This is a genomic window from Microcoleus sp. A003_D6 (assembly GCF_036702825.1).
Taxonomy (GTDB): domain Bacteria; phylum Cyanobacteriota; class Cyanobacteriia; order Cyanobacteriales; family Microcoleaceae; genus Microcoleus.
In genome coordinates this window covers 1-19,396 of record NZ_JAUBWA010000046.1, presented here as the reverse complement: position 1 = coordinate 19,396, position 19,396 = coordinate 1, and the positions used below count along the sequence as shown (strand labels likewise).

Annotated in this window: 8 protein-coding genes; all 8 read right to left on the bottom strand. The window is 43.1% G+C overall.

Going from position 1 to position 19,396, the window contains the following annotated elements; translation table 11 throughout:
- Positions 1 to 28 precede the first annotated feature (28 nt).
- A complete protein-coding gene (locus QUB70_RS14595) occupies positions 29 to 601 on the bottom strand; it encodes an REP-associated tyrosine transposase (protein ID WP_332981349.1) in 573 nt (190 codons plus the stop codon).
- 392 nt (positions 602 to 993) lie between these two features.
- Complete coding sequence (locus QUB70_RS14590; RefSeq protein WP_332981348.1) at positions 994 to 4,833, bottom strand: type I polyketide synthase; 3,840 nt, start codon at positions 4,831 to 4,833, stop codon at positions 994 to 996.
- A gap of 226 nt (positions 4,834 to 5,059) precedes the next feature.
- The gene (locus QUB70_RS14585) at positions 5,060 to 10,774 is read right to left on the bottom strand and encodes an amino acid adenylation domain-containing protein (RefSeq protein WP_332981347.1); all 5,715 of its coding nucleotides are present in this window, start codon (positions 10,772 to 10,774) and stop codon (positions 5,060 to 5,062) included.
- A 360-nt stretch (positions 10,775 to 11,134) separates the two neighbouring features.
- Entirely contained in the window at positions 11,135 to 16,798 is a 5,664-nt protein-coding gene (locus QUB70_RS14580; RefSeq protein ID WP_332981344.1) for a trifunctional serine/threonine-protein kinase/ATP-binding protein/sensor histidine kinase, read from the bottom strand.
- Between the two features lie 552 nt (positions 16,799 to 17,350).
- Positions 17,351 to 17,506: a hypothetical protein gene (locus QUB70_RS14575; RefSeq protein ID WP_332981342.1), complete on the bottom strand. Its 156-nt coding sequence runs from the start codon at positions 17,504 to 17,506 to the stop codon at positions 17,351 to 17,353.
- Positions 17,507 to 17,789: 283 nt separating this feature from the next.
- Entirely contained in the window at positions 17,790 to 18,194 is a 405-nt protein-coding gene (locus tag QUB70_RS14570) for a TIGR02588 family protein (protein WP_332981341.1), read from the bottom strand.
- Complete coding sequence (locus QUB70_RS14565) at positions 18,191 to 19,045, bottom strand: TIGR02587 family membrane protein (protein WP_332981339.1); 855 nt, start codon at positions 19,043 to 19,045, stop codon at positions 18,191 to 18,193. Before QUB70_RS14565 ends, QUB70_RS14570 begins: the two co-directional genes overlap by 4 nt.
- 55 nt (positions 19,046 to 19,100) lie before the next feature.
- Positions 19,101 to 19,319, bottom strand: a complete 219-nt coding sequence (locus QUB70_RS14560) for a type II toxin-antitoxin system PemK/MazF family toxin (protein ID WP_332981337.1) — start codon at positions 19,317 to 19,319, stop codon at positions 19,101 to 19,103.
- Between the last annotated feature and the right edge of the window lie 77 nt (positions 19,320 to 19,396).

The window sequence follows — 19,396 nt, the reverse complement described above, 5'->3', positions numbered from 1 at the left end:
TAAGAGGGCTGAAGCCCAACTACTTACCTTAATCATCCCATCCTTTTCCATAATCTCTTACTGGATATTCTGTCCATACAGTTCTTAGCCAGTCTCTTCCTTGATACTCTAAATACCAATGTACGCTACTCGCTGACCAATCATAAGGAGATTTTGCCCAGCCATGTTTGACAGGATTGTAATTGATATAATTAATGGTTGTATAATAATGTCTTTCTGAACGAATAGCGCGATCGCTAAACGAATGCCACACTTTACCTGTAAGATTATCCTCAATATTCCATTGTCGAGCTAACGGGCCGTGAATGGAACGAAAGAGTACACTTAATTGTGACATATTAATATGATGCACTAAGAGATGATAATGATTTGGTAAAACTACCCAAGCATTAATTTCTATACCATTTGAAATAAAACTATCAAAAATTATATCTAAAAGTTGCTGACGGCGTTCCTGAGTATTAATGCGAGATTTATGCTCAAAACAACTAACGGTAAGATGGTAAAATTCAGAATCTTGCACTGGATGAGGTGGAGAATGAGCAGGATATCCCTTAGCCAACCTTTGATTGACAAGTTGCACCCGTTCTTCTATTGTCAATTTCCGATATTCATACATAAAAGGTACGTAGTTGGGCTTTAGCCCTCTTGAAAAAGTAAGTAGTTGGGCTTTAGCCCTCTTGAAAAAGTAAGTAGTTGGGCTTTAGCCCTCTTAAAAAAGTAAGTAGTTGGGCTTTAGCCCTCTTGAAAAAGTAAGTAGTTGGGCTTCAGCCCTCTTAAAAAAGTAAGTAGTTGGGCTTTAGCCCTCTTAAAAAAGTAAGTAGTTGGGCTTGGGCCCTCTTGAAAAAGTAAGTAGTTGGGCTTGGGCCCTCTTGAAAAAGTAAGTAGTTGGGCTTGGGCCATCTTGAAAAAGTAAGTAGTTGGGCTTGGGCCATCTTGAAAAAGTAAGTAGTTGGGCTTGGGCCATAAGAGGGCTAAAGCCCAACTACGTACCTAATCAAGATAGGATCTGAGTTGTTCAGCCATAACCTGAACATTAGGGGGATAATTCATAGTAATATGATTTCCCGGCACTTCTAGAACTTCTACCCCTAGGCGAGCAACCTCAATCCAAGGTAATTCTGGATTTTTGGCATTAACTTCATTTTGTTCTGTAGCACGGAAAAATATAATTCGACCTCCATAAGTTTGAGGGATGTAACTTAGCATCGCTTGGGCGTGTACTTTAAAAAGATGAAGAAACTCGCGAATCTGAGGTAAACCAAAATCGGGAGGCACTACCCTATTAGCGATCTTTACCTGATCCAAAAAGTAGAGAAGTTGCTCATCTGGCTCAAGTTTTTTAAGGACATCCATAGAAAGAGACAGATTAAAACCAACGCCTAGTAAATATAGCAAAATTGCTGTATCATCTTCCGTTTCTAAAACAGGCATTTGACCAGGGCCAGGAGTATCTATTAAGGTTAGCAGTGCTATCTTTTCACCTTGGGCTTTGAGTTGCTGCGCCATCTCAAAAGCAACAGTACCTCCAAAAGAAGAACCACCCAAAAAATATGGGCCTTCAGGTTGTTGAACGCGCACTGCTTCGATATAGCGAGTCGCCATTTCTTCAACAGTAAAAGACTCTGTTTCCCCATCTGAGACGTGCGCTTGTATTCCAAAAACAGGTTGATCGGAACCTAGATAACGCGCTAAATCCCGATAAATGTAAACGTGACCACCTACCGGATGAACTAAGAAGAAAGGTTGTTTAAAACTACCGCGCTGAATTTCTACTAACAATGACTCCGAAGCTTGCTTGGTTTGCTGTTTATCACTGTCCGATAAATTGGAATTATCTTTAATTAATGCAGCTAAAGCTGCAATAGTCGATGATTGCAATAGGCTATGGGGAGACAATGATTTTTGCAGTGTTTCGTTTAATTTTGTTATTAGTTGAACGGCTAATAATGAGTCTCCGCCTAAATCAAAAAAGTCATCATTAATTCCTATTGGCTCAATGCCGAGAAATTCTTGCCAGATAGTAGCAATAGTTTGCTCTATTTCATCTCTAGGAGCAATATAACTATGCTGTAAATTTGGTCTAGAATGAATTAGTGTTGAATCTAATATTGGGGAACTTTCATCTGGTAAAGATGCAGTTTTAATCGGTTGCTCGATTCCCGGTGCTTCAATCCAATAGCGTTGGCGCTCAAACGGATAGGTTGGCAATGGGAGACGATAACGCTGCTCATCAGCATAAAATTTAGACCAATCTATTTGTACTCCTCCTAACCAGAGTTTACCCAATGTAGTAAGTAAGAAAGCTACATCTGAATTTTGGTCTTGTGGATGGCGTAATGAAGAAAGTACAATCTGCTCAGCCCTCTTATTAGGATGCTGTTTTGCTAGCGTGTTCAACGTCCGTCCGGGCCCCACTTCTAGCAATATTTGATTTTGGTCTTTTAATAGCTGTTGTAAGCCATCAGCAAAGCGTACTGTTTGCCGCAGATGTTGAGCATAATAACTCGGATTTGTCGCCTGCGTCGCTGTTATCCAATTACCAGTGACATTGGAGATGTAGGGAATTTTAGGCGAGTTCAGCTTAACTTTTTTAACCTGTTCGGTGAAGGGGTCTAAAATTGGCTCCATCATCTGTGAATGGAAGGCATGAGAAGTGTGCAATCGGCGACACTCTACACCTTTTGCGAGTAGTTCTTGTGCCAATTCATCTACGGCATCAGTAGCACCTGAAACCACGCTCATAGATGCTCCGTTAATCACAGCTAAATCAAGTTTATTGCCCAAAAATGGTTGCATTTGCTGTTCTGGCAGTGGAACTGCAAGCATGGAACCACTCGGCAGTTGTTGCATTAATTTACCTCGTGCCGCTACCAATGATAAGCCCTCCTCTAAGGAGAAAACACCAGCTAAACAAGCTGCTACATATTCACCAATGCTATGACCAATCATCGCTTTGGGATGCACTCCCCAAGACATCCACAATTTAGCTAAAGCATACTCGATCGCAAATAATGCTGGTTGTGTAATCGCAGTCTGTTTTAATTGGTTTGTAGCTGCTTCTGCTTGTGCTTCATTTGGATAAAGTACATGGCGTAGATCAATTCCCAAATGAGGTTGAAGAATTTCCGAACATAGATCGATATGTTCGCGAAATGTTGGTTCAACTTGGTAGAGTTCCAAGCTCATATTGATGTACTGCGAACCCTGCCCGGAAAACATAAACACGACAGGTCGATCTTTGGACTCTTGGAAGCTGGTAAAAACTTTTTTGGGATCGAGATTTTCGAGAGCGATCGCACCTTCTTCAAGCTCATTGCAAACTACTATTCTTCGATGGCTGAAAGCCCTTCTACCAACTTGCAGGGTATAAGCAATATCAGCAAGATTTTCATCGGGGTGCTGCTTTAAATATTCGCTTAAATTTGCGGTTGCACTATCAAGTGCAGAGCTAGTTTTTGCCGATAAAATTAACAGTTGTGATGGTCGAGATTCTCCAGATTTTTCTACAGTAGGCGCTTCTTCAAGAACTACATGAGCATTAGTTCCACCGATGCCAAAAGAACTAACTCCAGCACGACGGGGTGTTTTACCTGCTTTCCATTCGGAAAGTTTAGTATTGACATAAAAGGGACTGTTTGCAAAATCAATCTTGGGATTAGGCTGTTCAAAATGCAAGCTAGGCGGTATTAACTTGTGTTTGAGAGCCTGGACAGTTTTGATTAAGCCAGTGACACCAGCAGCAGTATCCAAATGTCCGATATTGGATTTAGCCGAACCGATCGCACAGAAGCCTTTTTTCTTAGTTTCGAGGGAGAAAGCTTGCGTCAACGCGGCAATTTCGATCGGATCTCCCAGGGGTGTTCCGGTTCCGTGAGCTTCTATATAGCTGACGGTTTCTGGGGGAATTTCTGCTAGTGCTAGAGCATCTGCGATCGCCTGCGCCTGACCATCTACACTAGGAGCTGTGTAGCCAATTTTAAAACCACCATCATTATTAATAGCACAACCTTTGATTACCGCATGAATATAGTCTCCATCTGCGATCGCTTCCTCCAATCTTTTCAAAACCACTATTCCCACACCGCTACCGCTAACAGTTCCCTGTGCCTTAGCATCAAAAGCTCTGCAATGTCCGTCTGGAGAAAGAATCATTCCCTCTTTGTAAAAATATCCTGTCTTTTGATTAACGCCTATAGAAACGCCACCAGCTAAAGCCATATCGCATTGGTAATTCAGCAAGCTTTGGCAAGCCATGCTAATAGCAACCAATGAAGTAGAACAGGCTGTTTGGACAGTAATACTCGGCCCTTTCAAGTTTAATTTGTAAGAAACGCGAGTTGACAGAAAATCTTTCTCATTGGCGATCGCAAGTTGGAAATCTCCAAGTGCTTCTCTTAATTGACGGTTGGGATAAAGGTTATTCAAGAAATAAGTATTGAAACTTCCTGCACCCGCGTAAACTCCTATCGAACCTTCGTATGTTTCCGAGTTATAGCCAGCATTTTCTAGCGCCTGCCAAGCCGACTCCAAGAAAAAGCGGTGTTGTGGATCTGTGATTTCAGCTTCTCTCGGATTAAACCCAAAGAATGAAGCATCAAACAACTCAATATCTTCTAGTACCGCTCTTGCTTTTACATAGCGCTGGTCACGCAGCACTGACTCGTCAATGCCTAAAGATACCAGTTCTTGTTCGGAGAAGAAAGAAATAGATTCCACACCATCGCGTAGGTTTTCCCAAAACTCCTCAACACTTTTAGCACCCGGAAAACGACCTGCCATGCCGATAATGGCAATACCTTCTATAGAATCGGAAGTTTCAGATTTATCCATTTTTATTCCTTCTTTGTAACAATACTTAGGACTATTTTCTGTGGCGATCGCAAGCGCAGAATTTGGGAGGTACGTAGTTGGGCTTTAGCCCTCTTTGAGAACACAAGCGCAACAAGTGTACCTTGCGATCGCCAGCGCAGAGTTTGAAGCGGTATGTTGTTGGGGCCAGACCATCAAAGAGCGCTGAAGCGCAACAACGTACCTCATAGAGTCTGGAGTTTCCGAGTTATCCATTTTTATTCTTTCCCTTTAGCGATTGTTTTTGCTTCTGCCGATTCATTGCGTCTTTTTGTTTTTTAACGCGGTCTTGACTTTGCCCAAAAGAGGATTGTTCGGCCGACTCCTCAGTTAAATATTTTGCCAAAGAGCTGATGGTTGGATATTTAAACATTTCAATGATTGAAACCTTGTTATCCACCACTTCGCACAGTTTACTATGAGCCTGAGCCATCAGTAATGAATGACCGCCTAGATCGAAGAAATTATCATCTACACCTACTTTTTCTAAGTGTAATACCTGTTGCCAAACAGTAGCTATAGCTTGTTCTATCTCAGTTTGAGGTGCAACATAAGTTGTTTCTAACTCTATGTTAAGAGCATCTGGAGCAGGCAGCGCCTTACGGTCTATTTTACCATTGGGTGTGAGCGGCAAATGATTCAAAAATACAAAGCTGGAAGGCACCATATAGTCCGGTAACTTTTGCTTCAGAAAGTCGCGTAGGCTCCCGACTGCTGTGCGTTGCAAAACTTTCAAGAAACCCTGAGTTTCCAGAAGGTAATCTATACTTTTTTGAACTAGATCCTGCTCGCTCCAAGTAAGGGTAAACTGAATCCCACATTGCTGTCCTTGTCGCCAAGCGATCCGACCTTGTAACCATTGCTCGTCACTGGAACCAGGAAGACACAGGTAGAGCCAGAGAGGTTTACCAGGTTGATAAGTATCTGGTACTCCTACTATGCAGATACCACCAATAGAAATGTCTTCTGTGCGAACTTTCACCACAGAAATTTCATTAAATGCTGCCAGACACTCGCTTTGATAAGGCACTCGTTCGGGTCTGAGGTTGGAAAGAATGTAAGCTACTAAACGTTGATTGCCGGAGGCATCCTCACGGTTGATAACTAGGGACTCTTGCACATCTGGGTGTTGTCCCAGCACTGCCTCAATTTCTCCTAATTCGATGCGGAAGCCTCTAATTTTTACTTGGTGATCGATGCGGCCTAGAAATTCGATATTGCCGTCGGGTAGGTAGCGGGCTAAGTCGCCAGTTTTATAGAGGCGAGAACCTGGTTCGTTGCTAAAGGGGTTAGGAATAAAGCGATCGCTAGTTAGTTCGGGCCGGTTGAGATAGCCCCGTGCTAAACCATCACCGCCAATGTATAGTTCTCCGGGAACACCGATCGGAACAAGCTGTTTTTGGCCATCCAAAATATAGACCTGTGTGTTGGCAATGGGGCGACCGATGGGAGGAGACTTGGTACTATCAGTACATTCGGCTATCGTGGCACAAACTGTCGATTCAGTCGGCCCATAAGCATTAAAGAAGCGACGACCTGGTGCCCACTTAGCAACAAGGTCGGGGGAAACAGCTTCTCCCCCAACAATAATTGTCTGCAAGGTAGGAAGTTCTTCAAAAGGAAGAACTCCCAAAACTGCTGCTGGTAATTCAATGTGGGTAATAGCTCGATCGCACAACACCTCAATCAAACCAGAACCTGCCAAAAGAGCATCATTGGTTGCAATACAGAGAGTTGCTCCCGAACATAAGGCAATAACCAAATCGGAAGTTGCAACATCGAAGCTCAAAGAAGCAAACTGGAGGACACGGCTAGAGGGATCGAGGTCGAATATCTGGATCTGTGCTTTAGCCAGGTTGCATAGTCCTCGGTGTGCCACCAGTACCCCCTTTGGTCTGCCTGTAGACCCCGAAGTGTAAATTACATAGGCTAGGTTTTCAGAAGTTAAACTGCATCCAAGGTTCTCCTCACTCTGTCGCTCAATGACTTCCCAATCTGTGTCCAGACAAACGTTACGCCCTTGATGTTTTGGAAGAGATTCAACTAACCGCCTCTGAGTCAACAGCACTGGCACTTGGGCATCTTCTAACATGAAGGCAATGCGCTCTGCGGGATAAGCCGGATCTAGGGGTACATAAGCTCCACCAGCTTTGAGAATACCTAATAGTCCTACTACCATTTCCAAGGAACGCTCTACACATATCCCCACCAGTACCTCTGCACCCACACCCAAATTGTGGAGATGGTGCGCTAGCTGATTCGCTCGTTGGTTCAGCTCTTGATAGGTAAGTTGCTGATCTTCAAATACTAATGCAATAGCATCAGGCGATCGCTCTACCTGCTCTTCAAACAACTGGTGTATGCACGCATCTTTAGGGTAATCAGTTGCAGTATCATTCCACGTCGCTAACTGCTGCCGTTCCAACTGGGTTAAAATAGGCAACTCCCCAATTTTCTGCTCTGGGTTAGCTACGATCGCTTCTAGTAAAGTCTGAAAATGCCCTACCATCCGCTCAATCGTGTCAGCATTAAACAAATCTGTGCTGTACTCAAAACGACCGACTATACCCTCCGATGTCTCCTGTAATTCCAGGGTTAAATCAAACTTTGCCGTTTCGGTATCAATATCTAACTGACTCCAATTCAGCATTGAATCAACGCCTGACATGGGGGGTTGGAGAACAAAAGCGACCTGGAATAGGGGGTTTTGACCTAAATTCCGTTCCGGTTGCAGTGCTTCTACCAATTTCTCAAAAGGCAAATCTTGGTAAGTAAATGCTCCTAAAGTCACTTCCCGCACCCTTTGGAGCAACTGCTGGAAAGTAGGGTTGTCCTTGAGATCGGTACGCAGTACCAAAGTGTTGACGAAGCACCCTATTAGCTGCTGAATCTCTGGCTGGTTGCGTCCGGCGGTGACAGTGCCTACTACAATGTCGGTCTGTCCTGTGTAGCGATAGAGTAAGGTTTTGAAGGCTGCCAGCAGTGTCATGTAGAGGGTAACGCCTTCTTTCTGGCTTAATGAGGCGAGCGCCTCGCTTAGACTCTGAGGTAGCGCTAAACATTGCCTTGCACCCCGAAAGGTAAGCAGACGCGATCGCGATCGATCCGTAGGCAGTTGCAGTGTTGGCAAATCAGCTAATTGCTGTTTCCAGTATCTAAGTTGATTTTCTAGCACTTCTCCCTGTAGCCATTGCCGTTGCCAGTAGGCAAAGTCTGCAAACTGAATCGGTAGTTCTGGCAGGGGCGATCGCAAGCCCAAAGCAAAGGCGCTGTAGAGTGTCGCCAATTCCTTCATAAACAAGCCGTACAGAGAAACACCATCGATCGCGATGTGGTGTATGGTCAGGAACAACCTGTAATCTGTCTCCCCCAACTGCATGAGAGTACCCCGCAGCAGCGGCCCTTCAGTCAGGTCAAAAGCCTGCTTCGCTTCCAAAGTACCCAGCCGCAAAGCTTCAGGCTCCCGTTCTGCCTCTGGCAATTCCCCAAGATTCACCACTGGTAAGGTGAAATTAAAGGTATCTTTAATCAACATTACCGGTTGCCCATCTACCACAGCAAAGGTGGTTCGCAAAATTTCGTGACGCTTAATGATTTCGTTGATGCTGCGCTCTAGAGCGGTAATGTTGACGGAACCAGGTAGACGAATGGTAATCGGTTCGTTATAGAAAGGCGTATCAGGAGCTAGTTGACAAAGGAACCACAGTTGTTGCTGGCTGAAGGACAGAGGCAAGTCGCGATCGCGCGAAATTGGTAGAATCGGGGGAGCCTGGGGTATTGGAGCTTTTTGACTGGCGATTTCCAGATTGCGAGCAAGATCGGCGACTGTGGCAGACTCAAATAAGGTACGCAATGGTAATTCCACTTGGAAGGTGTCCCGCATTCGAGTTGCAATCTGCGTAACTAGCAGAGAGTGACCTCCCAATTCTAAGAAGTTATCGCGGATACCGACTCGCTCTAGTCCGAGCACTTCGGCCCAAATTCCTGCTACTACTTCTTCCACAGGAGTTTGAGGTGCGACATAATCTTGTCTTACTTCGGGAGTTTTAACCGCAGGCGCTAGTAGTTTTTGGCGGTCTATTTTGCCGTTGGGCGTTAGCGGCAAGGTTTTTAGGAACACAAAGCTGGAGGGCACCATATACTCAGGTAACTTATCTTTCAGGAAGTTACGCAATTTGCCTGCGATGGTGCGTTGCAAAAATTTTAAGAAGCCTTGGGTTTCTAAGAGGTAGTCGATACTCTGCTGAATCACAGCTTCTTCAGTGGGTGTGAGAGATAACTCAATCCCCGCCTGATTTCCCTGACACCAAGCGACAGTTCCCTCAAAACATCGCTCTTCGGTATCTCCGGGTAGTACAACGCGCAGTTGCAGGCGTTTACCTTGTGGCCAATTATCTGTCACCCCAACCACGCCAATGCCACCGATGGAGATGTCTTCTGTATGTAGCTTAACTGAGCGATCGCCATCAATTTCTACTAAACACTCGCTTTTAAAGGGTGTACGTTCTGCGGTGACTTTGGAAACAACATAAGCGATTAAGCGCTTCTGTCCGGGGACATCTTCTTGTGCTGCTACCACTGCTACTTGCACGTCTGGGTGTTGTCCCAGCACTGCTTCGATCTCGCCTAGTTCAATGCGGAAGCCACGAATTTTAACTTGGTGGTCGATGCGGCCTTGAAACTCGATATTACCATCAGGGAGATACCGTCCCAAATCGCCTGTACAGTAAAGGCGATCGCCTGTATGAGGATGAGTGATGAAGCGCTTGTTCGTTTTTTCCTCATCTCGCCAATAGCATCTAGCCAAACCGATTCCCCCGATGTAGAGTTCCCCGACTTCCCCTTCCTGACACTGCTCCATCGCTTCGTTCAGCACGTAGAAATGCTGGTTCGTCATGGACTGACCGTAAGGGATGCTGTTCCATTCCGGGTCAACGCTGGCGATCGGATATAGGATAGACCAAATAGAAGCCTCGGTTGCACCTCCTAAACCAATAACAGCAGGGGTTGAAGGTTGCTCAAAATTTTCGGATACTGGCTTAGAGACCAAATCTTTGATTCGATCTGGCAAAGTCAGTGGTATCCAATCCCCGCTGAGAAGGACTAATCGCAGAGATGATGGCAGGGTTTTGGCACAACCAATAGCATAATCCACAAGCATCTGCATCAATGGTGGTGCTGAGTCCCAGAGGGTAACTCGTTCTCGCGTCATCACATCAAGCCAGTCAGCAGGATCTGGCGTTGCGGAAACTTTTGGGATGACAACAGTTCCTCCAGCAGCCAGAAGGCCAAAAATGTCATACACTGACAGGTCGAAGCTGAGGGAAGATACAGCTAAGACGCGATCGCCTGCTTCCACTTCAAAACGTTGGTTAATATCGAGGAACGTGTTGACGGCACCGCGATGCTCGATCGCTACTCCCTTGGGTTGACCAGTAGAACCTGATGTGTAAATCACATAAGCTAAATTATCTGGTGTCACCTCAGTGTCTGGGTTTTGCTTGCTGAAGCGATCGCCTATTTCTGAATTCCCATCTAAACAGATGATATGCGCTTGATGTTCGGGAAGAGACTCTACTAAATCCTGTTGTGTAAGCAACACTGGCGTTTGCGAATGTTCCAACATAAATGCCAGTCTGTTCGCCGGATAATTCGGATCTAGTGGTACATAAGCTCCGCCAGCTTTGAGAATACCTAATAGACCTACAACCATCTCTAGCGATCGCTCCACACAGGCTGCGACCAATACCTCTGGCCCAACACCCAGAGTCTTCAGATAATGCGCCAACTGATTAGCTTGGGAGTTTAACTGCTGATAAGTTAGCTGCTTCCCTTCAAAAATTACCGCAATAGCGTCAGGCGATCGCTTGACTTGGAACTCAAATAGCTGGTGAATGCACGTATTCTGGAAATTACCTAGCATTTTATTCTTCCTTTAATGCTCGTGCAATACTAAATTTATTGCTCAGTTCACATAAGTGTTTGGGAGCAATATCGCGCCCTACTCAAAAGGCTTAAATTGTTTGAATAAATTCGTCGTAATACCAAACCCAGACTTTCTACCCCTTTATTTTTTAGTCCGTGTAGGCGGACTTCGTTTGTCTAGTAGCGGTTTCAACCACCGAGTCTTATCAGAGGGTTGTAAGTTTATACTATATCATCTGTTAAACAGACTTTTGCTGTGATCTCTATCACTAATTTATTTGATTGTATATAAAGGTATGTAGTTGGGCTTTAGCCCTCAAAGGTATATAAAGAGGGCTGAAGCCCAACTACGTACCTGTCACTTGGGCTGAGTTCCCTGCTTGAGTGGAATCTCAATCACGAACTCTGCTCCCTGTCCAAGTGCAGAAATACAAGTCAGCCTACCATGATGTTTTTCTACTACAATCTGGTAGCTAATAGCCAATCCCAAACCAGTGCCAGAGCCGACACGTTTTGTAGTAAAGAAAGGGTCAAAAATCTTCTGGCTTACTTCCTCTGTCATCCCCGCTCCATTGTCGGCAATCCGAATCTCTACTTGGTTACTATTTATGACACTGGTGCGAATGCGAACTTGTGATTTTTTCTTTGGGATTGATTCTATAGGAGAAGTGACCAATGATTCCTCTATAGCATCAATCGCATTGCTGAGTATATTCATAAATACTTGGTTCAGGAAGCCAGCGTAACATTCTACTTCAGGTAGCTGACCATACTCTTTAATAATTTCAATCCCAGGATATTCTGGCTTAACTTTTAGCTGATTTTGCAACAGCAACAGAGTGCTATCGAGTCCTTCATGGATATCTACTCGTTTCATTACCGCCTCATCCAAGCGCGAGAAATTCCGCAGCGACAAGACAATCTGACGGATGCGCTCTGCCCCTACCTGCATCGAATCCAGCAGTCTAGGAAAATCAGAAATTAAGAATTCCATATCTATATTTTCTGCAAAATTCTGAATCTCAGGCGTTGCATTGGGCAATTGCTCCTGATAGAGATTCAGCAATCCCAGCAAGTCATAAAAATAGTCACTAGCGTGGGTAAGATTGCCATAGATAAAGTTAATTGGGTTATTAATTTCGTGAGCTATACCAGCAACCATTTGCCCCAGACTTGACATTTTTTCAGTTTGAATTAGTTGAGTCTGTGCCGCTTGCAATTCCTGGAGAGCAAGTTCAAGCTGAATTGCTTGTTCTCTCAACAGCGTATTTTTTTCTTGTAACTCCAGCGTCCTTGTTTCTACTTTCTGTTCCAAGGTTTGGTTGTAATTGTCTAACTGCTCGTTGGCTGTTTTCAAGTTTTGAGTTGCGGTTTCCAATTCCCCATAAAGCATCGCATTTTTAAGGGATATAGCTATCTGTGAAGAAAGTATTTTTAATACTTCCAGCCTTTGTCTCGTAAACGCGCCATTGACGATATTGTTTTCTAAGTAAAAAATCCCAATCATTTTGCCTTGATTGATAATCGGCGTACATAATATTGACTTCGGCTTTGTTTTTTTGATGTAAGGATCGTTTATAAATCTTCCTGACACTGCTGCATCATTTAACACCACATTTTCTTGGGAGATGCCAACATAATTAATTATAGAAATAGGCAGTTTTTCACTGTTTTCAACTGGTGATTCTGAACATAATACAACCGCATCACTATCCACCACACCTGTAGCTTCGATCGAGAATTTTCCATCTTTTTCTAATAGTAGGCAGCTAGTTGTTGCTCCAGCATTTTCCATCACAATTTTAAGTAACTTATTCAGCAACTTATCCAGAACTATTTCCTCAGCTAAGGCAAGAGATGCTTTGTTAACAGTAGACAAATCCAAAACCGCCGAACTTCCTCCTGTGGTCGATGTTGTTGTCCTATTAATCTCTATACTTATGGATTCTCGCATCAGTATCTCGGAAAATACCAAAGGATATCTTGACTCCAAATCTTTAACCTTGGCATGGGCTCCCCAACGAATATATCCGTAATAAGCCTGTGTTAGATAAATTTGAGCAAACTTGTCTCTGCCGAGGGAGAAATAAAACTCTGCTGCTAGTTCCGAAGCTAGTGCTTCTTCCTGAATGTATCCTTGTTCTTTAGCTCCCGTTATAGCTCGGTCATAATAGTTCATTGCTTCTAGAACTTTACCTTGAATCCTTGCTTTTTCTGCTTCCACAAGATTGTACTTATGCTGGAAGTTTGATGGAGCAGATTCAGCCCAGCGCTGCATTTTTTGCTGATTTTCCTCTACAATAGTCAGGTATTCTTGTTCCTCCAAGCTGGAAACGTTGGGATACTCAGCAAGGAGAGCCAGCGAATAATAGAAGTTGTGAGGAGCAGAAACTACCATGCCGAATACACTTGCTACGTGTTCTGCTGCTAAACTGGCATTGGTAACGGCATTTTTATATTGTTTAAATAGATAAAAAAGAATTGTTTTGGCAAGATAGGTAATAAACAGCAAAATTCTATTGTTAGTTTCAATAAAAATAGGTAACATTTCTGTTTCATTAAAACTTTCGCCAACCAATTGATATTGAACTTCAATTCTATTTTTAAGAGCTAGGCTCAGTTGGTGAAATATCTTGAGGTAGTAGATAGAATAGTCTTGTTTTAGTCTGAGTGCTAAATCAAGATAATGCCGTTGTTGCTGCTCTACAAAATCTAGTTCCTTCCCAATTAAAAATAGGCTAGCGCCATAGACAGTAGCACTATAGCCAGCATATTCTATATCTCCGGTTTCGAGTCCCTTTTGGACACTCTCTTGGAGGGGTTGTAATGCGTTTTTGAGATGCTCTTTCCAGGGTTTTATGATACCATAAAATAAATTGGAGACTTTGCATTGAAATTCTCTAGCATTAAATTTATCTAAAAGTTTTAAAGCTAGCTGACCTGCATGATATCCAGCATCTATATCCCCGATTGCTGAGGACAGTATTACACCATAAAAAGCATACACAACAGCAGCAAGACGGGAATGACCGTGTTCCATACAGATTTTCACCAAAGTCGCTATAAGCAGGGGCAAAATTTCGGGCTTAGTAGCGAGAGCAGGAGAAACAATAGACATCAGTATCCCCATAGCTGCTATTTTGTAAGGGTCTGTCATCTCTGGGATATTGTCTAAATCTGTGATGTTGGGCAATTCAACTACTAAATCTTTACTATCCTTGTCATTTGACAAGGAAACACCCAGCATATCCAGCACTTGCAACCCAGTATCAATGGCTTTTAGCATCTGATTTTGAGCCATATAAAACTGGATTTGCAGCTCGTATACTTTCACTCTTTCGAGCAGAGTCTTAGCTTGTTGCAGAACAACTTCAGCAAGAATTGCTGACCTTTCGTAATTCGTAGTAAGATATTCCGCTTCTACGGCTTCTACATAGATTGCTAGTGTTAGATCGTAGTTACTCTGCCAACTGTTTTTGGCTAATAGTTTTAACCCTACTCTTAGTAGTGTGACAGCAGCTTCGTAAGCTGACGCTGCTTTAGCTTTTCGACCAGCCATTAAATTTAATTCAGCCAGTTGAGATTTTTCGTGTTGCTCGGTAATGAATTCCAATCCGACATTTAGCTGGTTAACAATATCAAAGACATTTTCTTCGAGTGCATCTTCATCTGTATTCTGTAACAGTAATTGACCAATTTTCAGGTGCGTAGCTTTTTGCTGCTCAGAAGGAATTAGAGAATAAGCCGCTTGTTGCACCCGGTCATGTAAAAACTTGTAGGAGACTTGGTAATTATTAATTTGTAATGATGTGTCTTGACTATTAGCCATTACTAATGATTCATTACCTTTGACTACTAAAGAAATTTTGTAGGCACTTTCCCCGATAGGCAGAATTAAACCAGCCTGAAGCCCTTCCCATAAAGCCGATGCTGTTTCTGAGATAGATTTCTCATTCACTATCGCCAAAATTTCTAAATTAAATCGGTTCCCAATACAGGCAGCTAACTTTAAAAGTTTTTGCGTGTCTGGAGGCAGCTTTTGAATATTTCTAGCGATGAGTTCGACGACGTTATAATCGGCGATGCCCACAGTTTGAATTTTATTCATGTCCCACTGCCATCTACCGAGGCTGAAGTCAAATGTCAACAGCTTTTCGGCGTAAAGGGAGGTGAGCAACTGATTTAAGAAGAAGGGATTGCCTTGAGTTTTATTAAAAACTAGCTCAGCTAGTAACTTCCACCTTTCTGTTTCATCCCCATCGTTTTCAGTAAGTAAAATATTTCCCGCAGGTGCTTTTTGTTCATGGGAGAAGCAAGTAAGAGTAGGTACTGCTGATGAGCAACGTTCACCCAAAGTATCGGCGACTAATTGACTCACTGTACTTAGTGATAAAGGCTGGAGTATAATATTATTTACTATTGCCCCAGCTCCCTGAATCTGCTCTAATGTCTGCATTAATGGATGGGTGGGGCTGACTTCGTTATCTCGATAGGCTCCAATCAGTAATAAATATTGGCTATCTGGGTCAGTTAGCAATACGTGAATCAATTTCAAAGAAGCAGAATCAGCCCACTGCAAATCATCTAAAAATAAGACCAGTGGATGTGCTTGTTCTGTAAAAACATGAATAAATTGTTTAAAAACAAGATTAAATCTATTTTGTGATTCGTTCGCTCCTAGCTGGGAAATTTCTGGTTTCACACCAACGATCAATTCTAATTCGGGAATAACATCAATTACTACTCGAACATTTGACCCTAAAGCAGTGAAAATCTTATCTCTCCAAAAAATTATTTTTTCTGAGCTTTCTGTTAATAGTTGTCGGATCAATTCCTGAAACGCTTGAATTAAGGCTGCATAGGGAATATTCCGCTTAAATTGGTCAAATTTCCCAGCAATAAAATAACCCCGCGCTCCGACAATGGGTTTATGGACTTCATAAACTAAACAAGATTTACCAATTCCTGAGTAACCGGAAACTAGCATGATCTCGGCTGTTCCAGTGCTAACCCGTTCAAAGCCATTCATCAGTGTGGCTACTTGTGCTTCTCGTCCGTACAGTTTTTGTGGGATGAGAAATTGACCGGATTTATCACGCTGACCCAGTATGAAGTTTGAAATATGACCAGTTTGTTGCAGTTGACTTAGACATTGTTCTAGATCGACTTTAAGACCATAAGCACTTTGATATCTGTCTTCAGCAGTTTTAGCTAGTAGTTTCATCACAATGTCGGAAACTGCTTGGGGAATCTCACTATTTTGAATTGTAGATTGTGGATTGTCGATGGCAAGTTCGGGTCTGCTATTTTGCCTTTTTGTCCCTATAATTTCGCTGGGTGGGACGGGCTGTTTAGCAATGTGGCAGTGAACTAATTCCATCGGATCTGTAGCTTTAAATGGCAGTTGGCCGCACAGCATTTCATAGAATGTGACACCTAAAGAGTAGAAGTCGGTGCGATAGTCTATTGAGCGATTCATTCGTCCTGTCTGCTCTGGGGATATGTAGGCGAGGGTGCCTTGTAGTAAAGTGGGATCGCTGAGTGCTTGGGTTTCTCTAGACAAGCGCGTGGCGATGCTAAAGTCAGTAATTTTTACTTGGAGGGTCGCAGGAGTGATGATGATATTTGTCGGTTTAATATCTTTATGAATAATTTTGTTGTCATGCAATTTACCCAGAGTATCTGCTAACTGAATAGCAATTTCTAAAGACTCTTTGAGTTCAAGCCTGCGACCATTCAAAAAATTTTTAAGGGCTTCTCCTCTTGAATCTTCTAATATCAGTGCTAGACCATTACGAGAATTTTCCAATCCATAAGACTTGACAATACCTTCTAAATTGAGATGTCGAGAGATTTCATATTCATGTCTCAATTGCATGATTTCTTCGAGAGTAGGATACTGCGCTCTAAGGATTTTGATAATCACAGCAGTCCGATCTTTTCTCCTCTCTGCGCGATAAACTACTGTATTTAAACCCTCATTAAGTTTTTCTATTAGCTTGTAATTGGCTTCGATATTCATAAATATTGTACCTATCTTAACAGTATAGTATTTGATGCGGTGCGAAAGTAAATAATCGGAGCAGTTGCCCTAAAACTCTCATTTTTTATTTAATATTGAAGCCGGAAAAAGAGGTTTTTCCGTTAATTCCCTGAAAAATTTCTGAACTTTTGTAAAATATATTACCCTTTTTATCTAAGTTTTATATTTTCGATCGTAACACATCCCGCGGCTAAGTGGATAGGCGCAAAAAATATAAATGGTCTGTAGGGGCGGGTTTAGCCCGTAATCATTGCTAGGAGAGATTTTGCCCTTTTAAAACCCGCCCCGCCCACCTTCGCTTACAGCGGTTTTCAAGCGTATGAGGTACAGTAACAACAATGAGTGCACCAATTTTTGATATCTTTGAGAGCGATCGACTCGAATCCGTCCACAAGTGCTGACTCTTAGGTGTCACTACTTACGTGCACCAACCCAACGTAGATATTCTTTTAGCTAAGACTCTTCTGCTTTTAATCGGATTTAAATCGGGAGAAAAAGGAGACAGGTAAATAACTCGCTTCTCCAACGGATTTAATCAATCCACGCTTCGGGTACCCCAGCATATTTCTCATTTACGTAGGTTTGGAGCCATTGCTGAGAAATCTGGATCGCACTAGCAATCCCGGCAAGTGAAATACGTTCTAACAACAATCGCTCAATTAGTTCTCGTGTCTGCTGGTCAATCATTTTATGAATGCGGATGTTCAAGGAATTGCCGATCGCACTTAAGACACTTAAACCGTTGTTTACTGTTGTGAATGCGACCTTTTTGACAGTCGGGCAAGAAGAACAGTTAGGACAAAGAGGCTTGGCAAGCTATAGATTAGCCAGAACTACTGCTAATCTAGCATCATTACTTGTAGGACACTACCGGAAAAACCTTGTCTTTTGCCTAATCGCTAGAAAATTACATGGGTGCCATCTGGCATTTGGTAAATCACTACAATGTATCATTACTTTTTTAGCACTACTAAGGTAGTTTATAACTGCTCGATCGCACAATCAACTCACCTTGACGCGGATCGCGGCTGAAGATAAAAGCTCCTTCTTGAGTTTCGCCGTTTGACAAAAAATCAATTTGTTGATCGCCGGATTCCAAGACTTCGCCGTTGACGCGCAGTTCGGCAATAATTTGCACTAATTCGGCTGTTTCGCCGCCCGTGTTTGTCACTGTAAACGGTACGTAAAATTGCCCTTCAGTTTCGCGAATAGGCGTGTTCCGAGTGACAGAAATAATCGGAGGTTCGTGTTTTGTAGTCACCCAGTTGTAGAGTACGAGCCCGGTGAGAGTAAAAAGAATGAAGCAGGCGATCGCAAATGCCACCCATTCAGCAAAAGTTCTTTTTTGTTGCTGTTCGTTATTACTTTCACTCATACCGCCAACCTACCCGCCGCGCCGCCAATTGTCGCCGGCAATCCCAACACTAACGTATAGCTCAACCAAATCGACCACGGGTCGTCAAAACTGAGTTTTTGGAAGAAAAACATCATAAATGCAGAAGCCGCCAGGGACACTAAATACGCCATGACAGTTTCGCTGAGGGGACGCTGAAAAATCCCTTGCTGGTGCTGCCTTTTTGCTTGATAAGTAAAGCCTGCTACAAATACTATACCGTAAGAAATTAGCAGCGAAGCGGCGATAATTGCTAATTGCCAAGGCGGCGAAATCGCTGCCGCTAGCATGGGAATTTCGTCAGTTGGGGCGATGCTGAAAGCAATGATCGTAGCGCCGATTAAAGTAGCGCCGATATCTGCTAAAGTTGGATTAATGGTAAGTTCGCTGTCGCTATCTGAAGTTTGATAGCGATCGCCACTCAAGAAACCGTTCGCCAGGGCAACTCCCAAGGCAAAGGGCAGGCCTTCAAAAATGATTTTCCCCAGAGTTTCATGCAGCGGAGTCTCCGGCGTAATTTCCCTGAGCAAAAACAGGATAAAAGTCGCGCAGACAATGCCAATGGCGATCGCTTCTACGGTATCGATTGCAGCTTCTAGCCAGCGGATGTCCTTAGTTTTGCGAAAACCTTCAGTGCGAGTTAGCAAGAAAACGACGAGAAAAGTAGTTGCGATCGCGATCGACATTTCCGCTGGTGTAGTATACGAACCGATCCACCAAACCTCCATCGTATAAAGCAGCGGAATTCCGAATAAAAAGCCGCCCGATGCACCTCTAATGATGTCGTTTAGTTCATTTGACCACTGATTTTTGCGTCTTTTTGATTTGTTCATGTTTAGTGAAAACGCGCCTCAAAAATTTAGCAAGTAAAGATTTTTTTAAACTTGCTCAAATAGAATACCATATTTGTTGTATTCTTTCTCTAACTTGTGCCAAATCATCAGGGGTTAATATTCCCAGTCTGCGTTCAACTAAACTTTTTTGTAATGTGTTCAGTTTATGTAAGCGAACCGCTGAAGGTCGATTTAATCCTGCTTGTTGCCATTCCCGAATTTCTACATCAAAAGTTGTGCGAGGGATTTGACCAAGAATTTCTTGATGGTACAACCCACATTCCGCAGATGTGATTCATCTTACTGGTATTTTTGAGAAATTCCAGCCATCCAACTTTTTTAGTCTAATTT

Excerpts from the sequence above, each read along its gene's own strand:
- QUB70_RS14590 (WP_332981348.1), bottom strand. The coding sequence starts at position 4,833 with ATGGATAAATCTGAAACTTCCGATTCTATAGAAGGTATTGCCATTATC.
- QUB70_RS14585 (WP_332981347.1), bottom strand. The coding sequence starts at position 10,774 with ATGCTAGGTAATTTCCAGAATACGTGCATTCACCAGCTATTTGAGTTC.
- QUB70_RS14580 (WP_332981344.1), bottom strand. The coding sequence starts at position 16,798 with ATGAATATCGAAGCCAATTACAAGCTAATAGAAAAACTTAATGAGGGT.
- QUB70_RS14575 (WP_332981342.1), bottom strand. The coding sequence starts at position 17,506 with ATGATTGACCAGCAGACACGAGAACTAATTGAGCGATTGTTGTTAGAA.
- QUB70_RS14570 (WP_332981341.1), bottom strand. The coding sequence starts at position 18,194 with ATGAGTGAAAGTAATAACGAACAGCAACAAAAAAGAACTTTTGCTGAA.
- QUB70_RS14565 (WP_332981339.1), bottom strand. The coding sequence starts at position 19,045 with ATGAACAAATCAAAAAGACGCAAAAATCAGTGGTCAAATGAACTAAAC.